The organism is Phenylobacterium sp., from assembly GCF_030651755.1.
In the GTDB taxonomy this organism is placed as follows: Bacteria; Pseudomonadota; Alphaproteobacteria; order Caulobacterales; family Caulobacteraceae; genus Phenylobacterium.
Map to the genome: position 1 here is coordinate 1 of NZ_JAUSBZ010000127.1, position 8,337 is coordinate 8,337.

General features: G+C 67.1%; 10 protein-coding genes. 9 read left to right on the top strand and 1 reads right to left on the bottom strand.

The window, feature by feature from the left end; all coding sequences use genetic code 11:
- The 3 genes from Q7V15_RS11755 to Q7V15_RS11765 all read left to right on the top strand — a co-directional run.
- Positions 1–504: 5'/3'-nucleotidase SurE (locus Q7V15_RS11755; protein ID WP_304755769.1), on the top strand; the 504-nt coding region annotated here is incomplete at its 5' end.
- Between the two features lies 1 nt (position 505).
- Positions 506–1,165: a protein-L-isoaspartate(D-aspartate) O-methyltransferase gene (locus Q7V15_RS11760; protein ID WP_304755770.1), complete on the top strand. Its 660-nt coding sequence runs from the start codon at positions 506–508 to the stop codon at positions 1,163–1,165.
- Positions 1,166–1,269: 104 nt separating this feature from the next.
- A complete protein-coding gene (locus Q7V15_RS11765) occupies positions 1,270–2,553 on the top strand; it encodes a LysM peptidoglycan-binding domain-containing M23 family metallopeptidase (RefSeq protein WP_304755771.1) in 1,284 nt (427 codons plus the stop codon).
- 22 nt (positions 2,554–2,575) lie between these two features.
- Here the strand turns inward: Q7V15_RS11765 and Q7V15_RS11770 are convergent, their stop codons facing one another.
- On the bottom strand, positions 2,576–3,415 hold the full coding sequence (locus tag Q7V15_RS11770) for an ATP-binding protein (RefSeq protein WP_304755772.1): 840 nt from the start codon (positions 3,413–3,415) through the stop codon (positions 2,576–2,578).
- Between the two features lie 173 nt (positions 3,416–3,588).
- Here Q7V15_RS11770 and yajC point away from each other — a divergent pair, with 173 nt between their 5' ends.
- The 6 genes from yajC to Q7V15_RS11800 all read left to right on the top strand — a co-directional run bounded on the left by yajC (position 3,589) and on the right by Q7V15_RS11800 (position 8,337).
- Positions 3,589–3,882, top strand: a complete 294-nt coding sequence (gene yajC / locus Q7V15_RS11775; protein ID WP_304755781.1) for a preprotein translocase subunit YajC — start codon at positions 3,589–3,591, stop codon at positions 3,880–3,882.
- Positions 3,883–3,932: 50 nt separating this feature from the next.
- Positions 3,933–5,537, top strand: coding sequence for a protein translocase subunit SecD (gene secD / locus Q7V15_RS11780; RefSeq protein WP_304755774.1), 1,605 nt, complete (start codon positions 3,933–3,935; stop codon positions 5,535–5,537).
- 41 nt (positions 5,538–5,578) lie between these two features.
- On the top strand, positions 5,579–6,502 hold the full coding sequence (secF, locus tag Q7V15_RS11785) for a protein translocase subunit SecF (protein WP_304755775.1): 924 nt from the start codon (positions 5,579–5,581) through the stop codon (positions 6,500–6,502).
- A gap of 3 nt (positions 6,503–6,505) precedes the next feature.
- Positions 6,506–6,865: an MTH938/NDUFAF3 family protein gene (locus tag Q7V15_RS11790; RefSeq protein ID WP_304755776.1), complete on the top strand. Its 360-nt coding sequence runs from the start codon at positions 6,506–6,508 to the stop codon at positions 6,863–6,865.
- A 104-nt stretch (positions 6,866–6,969) separates the two neighbouring features.
- The gene (locus tag Q7V15_RS11795; RefSeq protein ID WP_304755778.1) at positions 6,970–7,575 is read left to right on the top strand and encodes a urate hydroxylase PuuD; all 606 of its coding nucleotides are present in this window, start codon (positions 6,970–6,972) and stop codon (positions 7,573–7,575) included.
- A gap of 69 nt (positions 7,576–7,644) precedes the next feature.
- The gene (locus Q7V15_RS11800) at positions 7,645–8,337 is read left to right on the top strand and encodes a squalene/phytoene synthase family protein (protein ID WP_304755779.1); all 693 of its coding nucleotides are present in this window, start codon (positions 7,645–7,647) and stop codon (positions 8,335–8,337) included.

Consider the following 8,337-nt stretch of genomic DNA (forward strand, 5'->3'; position numbering starts at 1 on the left):
GTCAATCGGGGCGCCACTATCGCGGAAGATGTGACCATGTCGGGCACGGTGGCCGGGGCCATTGAGGGCATGGCCATGGGGGTCCCGGCCATCGCGCTGTCCCAGACCGGGGGCATGAAGCCGAATGATCCGTTTTTCGAGGTGGCCGAGATCTTCGCCCCGGGCATCGTCAAGCGCCTGCTGCAGATCGGCTGGCCCAAGGACGTGGTCATGAACCTCAACTTCCCCAACCGGCCCGCCGCAGAGGTGACCGAGGTGGAGGTGACCCGCCAGGGCTTCCGCGACGTCCAGGTGCGCCATGCCGAGCGGCGCAGCGACCTCCGCGGCCGGGACTACTACTGGATGGGCTTCCGCCAGGAGCGCTCCGAGCCGGCGGACGGCACCGACCTGCGGGCCATTTATCAGGGCAAGATTTCGGTCACCCCCCTGCACATCGACCTGACCCACGCCGAAACCGTCTTCAAGATGCGTGGAGTGCTTGGCGGCGCTCCCCCAAAGGCCTGAGATGGCGCAGGACCCCGACGACAGCCCCGAGACGCGACTGGCCCGCCTGGTCCTGGCCCTGCGCTCGCAGGGCGTCAGCGACCCCAAGGTGCTCAAGGCCCTGGAATCCACGCCCCGGCAGATGTTCACCCCGGATCTGTTCCAGGAGCGGGCCTTCGAGGATTCCGCCCTGCCCATCGCCTGTGGCCAGACCATCAGCCAGCCCTTCATCGTCGGCCTGATGACCCAGGCCCTGAAGATCGAGCCCCGGGCCAGGGTCTTGGAGATCGGCACGGGGTCCGGCTACCAGACGGCGATCCTCTCCAAGCTGGCGCGGCTGGTCTACACGGTCGAGCGCTACCGGACCTTGCTCGCCGAGGCCGAGGCGCGCTTCAAGGCCCTTGGCCTGACCAATGTCATCACCCGGTTTGGGGACGGCGGCCTGGGCTGGCCCGAACAGGCGCCCTTCGACCGCATTATGGTCACAGCCGCAGCCCCAGATGAGCCCAAGGCGCTGCTGTCGCAACTCAAGCCCAATGGCCTCCTTGTCGCCCCGATCGGGCGCGGCCCCGTCCAGATCCTCCGGCGCTATTGCGGCGACGGGAAGGGCGGGTTCGCAGTGGAGGATCTGGGTGAGGTGCGCTTTGTGCCGCTGCTTGACGGCGTCGCCCGCGAACTTTGAGCGACGTGGTAATTCTGACTGTGGGGGGTGGCTTGGGTGTCGGCCTTAACCCACCATTAACCCTGCGACCCCGACTGAGTCCGAACCTGTCCCACGGAGCGGCCATGACGCACTTCCTTTCCCGTACGGCTTTGGTCCTGATCGCCGGCAGCGTGCTGGCGGCCTGTTCCACCTATCAGAGCGAGGGGGTCGAGCAGGTTCGACCCAACTTCCCCGTGCGCCAGGGGCCTGACATGCAGGGCACCCCGCCGGTGATCCAACCGGGGGACACCACCACCGCGCCCAGCGCCCAGCCGACCAGCCCCATCGAGTCCCGGCCCCTGGACCCCTTGCCTTCGGCCCAGCCGCGCCCCGGCGACAGCTATCCGCCGCCACCGCCGCCGCCCCAGGAGTTCGAGACCGTCACCCGCACCACGGCCACGGGCCAGGTGGTGGACGCTGACGGGCCGCCGCAAAGCTATACGGTGGAGTCCGGAGACACGGTCTATGGGATTGCGCGCAAGCTCTCCACCACCCGCGAACAGCTCGCCGCCGACAACAATCTGAGCGCGCCGAACTATGTGATCCGTCCTGGTCAGGTGCTCAGAGGCCCGTCCAGCACCACCAAGGCCTATGTGGTGGCCAGCGGCGATACGCTGTTCGCCATCGCCCGGCGGTTCAGCGTCACCGGCCAGGCGATCGCTGACGCCAACGCCATGCAGCTGACTGATGTCATTCGTCCGGGCCAGCGTCTGCTGCTGCCGGCGGGCTTCCGCGACACAGGTCCAGTCACCAGCACGGTCCGCGTGCCGGTGACCAGCTATGCGGCCCCAGCCCCAGCCCCCATGGCGGCCCCGCCGCCCCCGACGCCGGCTCCCGCGCCCGCGCAGGCTCCCCGTCCTGCGACTCCGGCCCCAACCCCCGCGCCCGCGCCGGCTCCCGCCCAGACCGCCCCGCCGGCCATTGTGCCCAGCGCCCGGACGCCGGCTGATGCGCAGATTTCCCAGCTGGGACGCGGGCGGTTCATCTGGCCCTTGCGCGGCGACATCCTTTCGACCTTCGGCCCCAAGGGCACTGGCCAGCGCAATGATGGGGTGAATATTCGCGCCCGCTCCGGCGAGACGGTGCGCGCCTCAGCGGCTGGCGATGTTGTCTATGCCGGCGATCAGGTGCCGGGCTTTGGCAATCTGGTGCTGATCAAGCATGCCGATGGCTGGGTCACGGCCTATGGCCACCTTGCCCGCATTGACGTGAAGATGCAGGACAAGATCACCCAGGGTCAGCAGATCGGCCAGGCCGGCGCCACCGGCGAGGTGGGCGAGCCGCAGCTGCACTTCGAGGTCCGCTTCGCCCCGACCCCGCAGGACCGCGCCCGGCCCATCGACCCGATGCTGGTCCTGCCTCAGTAGGGGCGCGGCGTCGCGCCTGAGCTCAGAGGGGCAGGGACTTTCCCTGCGCCCCGGCCAGGTCGCGGATGAACTGCCAGGCGACGCGTCCCGAGCGGGCCCCGCGCAGCTGCGCCCATTGGAGAGCGCGACGGTCCAGGTCCGGATCGCTGAGGTCATGGCGTTCGGCATAGGCCCTGACCGCCTGCAGATAGGTGGGCTGGTCCATGGGCGGGAAGCCGATCCACAGGCCGAACCGGTCGGAGACGCTGACCTCCTCCTCGGCGTCCTCGGCGGTGGCGATCAGGCCGCGATCCTCCTGGTGGCCCCGGGGCATCAGGTGGCGGCGGTTGGACGTGGCGACGAACAGAACATTGGCCGGTGGGCCGGAGACGCCGCCCTCCAGGGCGGATTTCAGCGCCTTGGCCGCGGCGGCGCCTTCCTCGAACGACAGGTCGTCGCACAGCACCACAAACCGCTCAGGTCGCCCGCGTAGCTGGTCGAACAGGGATGGCAGCGCTGTGACCTGATCACGGTCGACCTCCACCAGCTTCAGGTCGTCCTGCATTGCGGCCACCGTCATGAAGGCCGCCTTGGCGATGGAGCTCTTGCCCGTGCCGCGAACGCCCCACAGCAACACATGGTTGGCCGGCAGTCCCTGAGCGAACCGCTCCAGGTTCTCAAGGAAGCGGGCCTTCTGCCGCTCGATTCCCACCAGAGCCTCCAGGCTCAGGGGATAGTCCGGCGCCGGGTGGAAACCGCCAGTCTCCGGATCATGGCGAAACAGCCGCGCATCCTGAAAGTCGAGGGCGGGCGGGGGGGGCGGCGCCAACCGTTCCAGGGCTTCGGCGATGCGGATGAGCAGGGGGCGGAGGTCTTGATCCATGCTTTGGGTGCTTAGCCTTCGGGCTCGCATTGCAAAAGGGGGCGCCAGCGCATAGCTTCCGCCGACTTAAAGAGAGGGGTCGACGCACCGGCCCTTGACCCACTGCCGGAGAGGCCATGTTCGCCACCCCCGCCTACGCCCAGACCGCCGGCGCCGCCGCCGCGGCAGGCCCGATGGATATGATCGTCCAGTTTTTGCCGCTGATCCTGCTGGTCGTCCTGTTCTACTTCCTGATGATCCGCCCGCAGCAGCGGCGGATGAAGGCGCACCAGAAGATGGTCGCTGAACTCAAGCGCGGCGACTCCGTCGTCCTGTCCAGCGGCATGCTGGGCAAGGTCGTGCGGGTCGAAGACAAGGAAGTTGGCCTTGAAATCGCCACGGGCGTGACCGTCAAGGTCGTTCGGACCATGATCGCCGAGGTCCGGGTCCGGGGCGAACCGGCGCCGGCCAACGACTCCAAGTCCTGATCGCATAAGTCCTGATTGCTGCTGCGCCAACATAAGGGCGGTCTCGCCTCATGATGACCCTGTCGCGCTGGAAGATCATCGCCGTCGTTCTGGCGGTGATTTTCGGCGTCCTCTTCTCGCTTCCGAACCTGCTGCCGCAGCAGACCCTGGCGTCCATGCCGGGGTTTTTCCCGCGTCAACAGCTGAACCTGGGTCTCGACCTGCAGGGCGGCTCCCACCTCCTGCTTGAGGTGGATACTGAGGCCCTGCGCGCCGAACGGCTGGTCAATACGCTGGAAGACACCCGAGTGACCCTGAACGGTGAGGGCATCGCCTTCACCGAGCTGCGTCAGCTGAATGGCGAGATCACCCTGCGGGTCACCGACCCGGCCCGCCGCGACGATGCGGCTCGGGTGCTGCGCACCAGCCTCGGAACCGCCCTGGCCGGCACGCCGGGCGGCCGGGACATCACCGTGCGCAATGACGGCCCCTCGGGCATCCGCATCGCCTTTGTGCAGGAAGCCATGAACGCCGAGGCGGCCAAGGCCGTCGAGCAGTCCATTGAGATCATCCGTCGCCGTATCGATGAACTGGGCACCCGCGAGCCGACCATTATCCGCCAGGGGGTCGACCGGATCGTGGTCCAGGCGCCGGGCGAGAGCGACCCTGAGCGGCTGAAGAACGTCATTGGCCAGACCGCCAAGCTGACCTTCCAGATGGTGGACGAGAGCGCCGATATGGCTGCGGCCGCCGAAGGCCGCGCGCCCCCGGGCTCGGAGGTTCTACCCAGCGAGGACGGGATGAGCCCGTTCATCGTTGTGCGCCGCCGCGCGCTGGTCTCCGGCGAGATGCTGACCGACGCCAGCCAGGGCTTCGACTCCCAGACCGGCGAAGCCGTGGTCAACTTCCGTTTCAACAGCATCGGCGCCCGCCGCTTCGGCGAGGCCACCGCCCAGAACATCGGCCAGCGGTTCGCCATTGTCCTGGACGGCAAGGTGATCTCGGCCCCGGTCATCCGCGGCGCCATCACCGGCGGCAGCGGCCAGATCAGCGGCAGCTTCACCCCTCAAACCGCCAACGACCTGGCTGTGCTCCTGCGGGCGGGCGCCTTGCCGGCCCCGCTGACGGTCGAGGAGCAGAGGACCGTTGGGGCTGAACTCGGGGCCGACGCCGTGCGAGCCGGCCAAATTTCCACAACGATCGGCTTCATCACCATTCTGGTGTTCATGGTGTTCGCCTATGGCGGCCTGTTCGGCGGCATTTCGGTGATCGCCCTGCTGGTCAACGCCTTGATGATCATCGCCATCATGTCGGTGACCCAGGCCACCCTGACCCTGCCCGGGATCGCCGGCCTGATCCTGACCCTGGCCGTCGCCGTCGACGCCAATGTGCTGATCTATGAACGGATGCGAGATGAAATACGGGCCGGTCGAAACGCCATCGCAGCGATGGACGCGGGCTTTTCCAAGGCCATGAGCAGCATCATCGACGCCAATGTGACCACCATTCTGGCCGCCCTGATCATGTTCCAGTTCGGCTCGGGCCCTGTCCGTGGCTTCGCCTGGACGTTGTCGATCGGCGTCCTCACCTCGGTCTTCACCGCGGTGCTCGTCACCCAGGTCCTGCTGGCCCTGTGGTTCCGGGCCAAGCGGCCCAAGACCCTGCCGATCGTCTGAGGTTACGAACCATGTGGCCCCTGATCAAAATTTTGCCCGCCATGACGAACTTCCGGTTCGTCGCCTTCGCCAAATATGCCGGTGTCGCCTCGGTGGTCGCCGCCTTGGCGTCGATCTTCCTGGCGCTCTATCCCCTGACGCCGCCGTGCGGCGGACTGAACTGCGGCATCGACTTCAAGGGCGGCACATTGCTGGAGATCTCCACGGCCCCCCGGGCCGTCGACCTCAGCCGTGTCCGTTCGGAACTGGGGGCTCTGGAACTCGGTGACGTTCAGGTGCAGGCCTTCGGCGCGCCGTCCTCCGCCCTGGTGCGGTTCCAGACCCCTGAAGGTGAGAGTTCGGAACAGGCGATCGAAGAGGTCAAGGCGGCCTTGAACTCGGCCCTGGGTGAGGTGGTCTTCGCCAAGACCGAGGTCGTCGGTCCCAAGGTGTCGGGGGAGTTGTTCCAGAATGGCCTTCTGGCCCTGGGCTTCGCCATCGCCCTGATGCTGATCTACATCTGGTTCCGGTTTGAGCTTCAGTTCGGAATCGGGGCCGTTGTCGGCCTGCTGCACGACGTGGTGCTGACCTTCGGGCTCATCGCGCTGCTGGACCTGGAATTCTCCCTCACCAGCATCGCAGCGATCCTGACCATCATCGGCTATTCGATGAATGACACCGTCGTCGTCTTCGACCGCCTCAGAGAGAACCTGCGCAAGTTCAAGCGGATGCCCTTGGCCGAGGTGATCGATCTGACGATCAACGAGACCCTGTCACGAACCATCATCACGGGCCTCACCACCATCCTGGCTCTGGGCGCCTTGGCCATATTCGGCGGCCCCACCCTGTTCGGCTTCTCGATAATCATGATCTTCGGCGTGGTGATCGGGACCTATTCCTCCATCTATGTGGCGGCTCCGATCATCCTTCTGTGGGGCGTCAAGCGGGGCGAGGAAGAGGCCGAGCCCCTGCCGGTGCGCACCTAGGGCGTGGCCCGCGACGCCCCCAGCCTGGACAGCTTTGGTCCCGGCGGCTTCCGCGTGTCGGGGGTCTGGCGGCCGGGGTCGCTGTTGATCGTCTCCGACGTCGCCGTGGCCTGGCCCGTCCGCCAGCTGGCCGACGTCACGCCGGATTCCCTCTATCCGGTGTTCGCCGCCGGCGCCCGGGAGGTGGAGTTCCTGTTGCTGGGGACCGGCGCGGTGAACGGTCTGCCGCCGAGGCCTTTGCGCGATCTCCTCCAGAAGGGCGGCATCGGGCTGGAATATATGGACACCGCAGCGGCCTCGCGTCTCTATAATGTCCTGACCGCCCAGGGCCGCAGGCTTGCGTGCGCCCTCATAGCCATGTGAGCTAGGTCATGGGGTCAGGCTGCGCCTTGACCGGGGCCTTCAAGCACTGACTTGCGCCCTGTCGAGCGCGGCTATAGGCCAGTGGCAGAAACGGGGAAAACGCAATGCAGGGTCTGCTGTCCAACTTCCGCAATACGATGATCGTGAGCTTCCTGCTCTCGCTCGTCATGATCGTCGGCTATCTGGTCCACAACGGGAACGCCGATGTCATCTTCGTCCAGGCGGTTCTCCGCTGGACCCACGTGGTCACCGGCATCCTTTGGATCGGGCTGCTCTACTATTTCAACTTCGTCCAGATCCGCAAAATGCCCGACATTCCGGCCGAGCTGAAGCCGGCGGTCAGCAAGTACATCGCCCCTGAGGCGCTGTTCTGGTTCCGCTGGGCCGCTCTGTTCACCGTGGTCACCGGTCTCGCCCTGGCCTGGAGCCGCGGTTATCTGCTCGAGGCGCTGAGCCTTGGCGCCGTCGGCGGCTTCGTCGCGGCTCAACACACCTTCATCGGCGTGGGCATGTGGCTGGCCCTGATCATGTTCATGAACGTCTGGATGTTCATCTGGCCCAACCAGAAGATCGCGCTGGGCATGGTCGAGGCTGATGACGCGGCCAAGGCCAAGGCCGGCCGCACCGCCATGCTGTTCTCGCGCACCAACACGCTGCTCTCGCTGCCGATGCTGGTCACCATGGCCATGAACCAGACCATCTTCGGCTAGACTGGCCCTCGACACCACAGGACCATAGGACCCGCCGCTCAGGCGGGTCCTTTCTATTTCTAGGACCTCATGGACGAAGACGACTCACCGCCAGCGGACGACCTGGACGCCCTGGTCGCGCGGGTGGACCCAGACCGCTGGCTGTCCAGCCGCCTGATCGCCGAGCCGCAGGCCAGGGCCGATGTCATCGCCCTCTACGCCTACGATCATGAACTGGCCCGCGCGCCTCGGGTGGCGTCCAACGCCCTGCTGGGCGAGATCCGCCTGGCCTGGTGGCGGGAGGTGTTGGACGAGGCCTATGGGGCCGGCCCCGTGCGCCGTCATCCCACTGCGGTGGCGCTCGCTGGGGTCATCGCCCGCCGCGGCCTGCCGAAGGGGCTGCTGGAGACCATGATTGACGCCCGCTATCGCCAGCTAGATCCAGAACCCCTCGACGGCGCCGAGGCCCTGTTGTTGGCCCGGGAGACGGCCGGGACGGCCGCGCGGCTGGCGGCGCTGATCCTCGCAGGCGGTGAAGAGGGTGACCGGGCCGAGGCCGCTGGCGCCCTCTGGGCGCTTGGCCGCCGCAGGCTTTCCGGGGAACCGCCGCTTCCGGCCGCCATGACCGCGCCCCTGCGGAGCCAGGCCAAGGGGCTGGGCGTGGCCGCCTTTCCGGCCGGCGCCCATGGGGTGCTGGCCAGGGCGTATGGCAGGGGCCAGGAACCTTCGCCTATGGGCAAGCGCTGGCGGATCACCCTTGCGGCCCTGACAGGGCGGATCTGA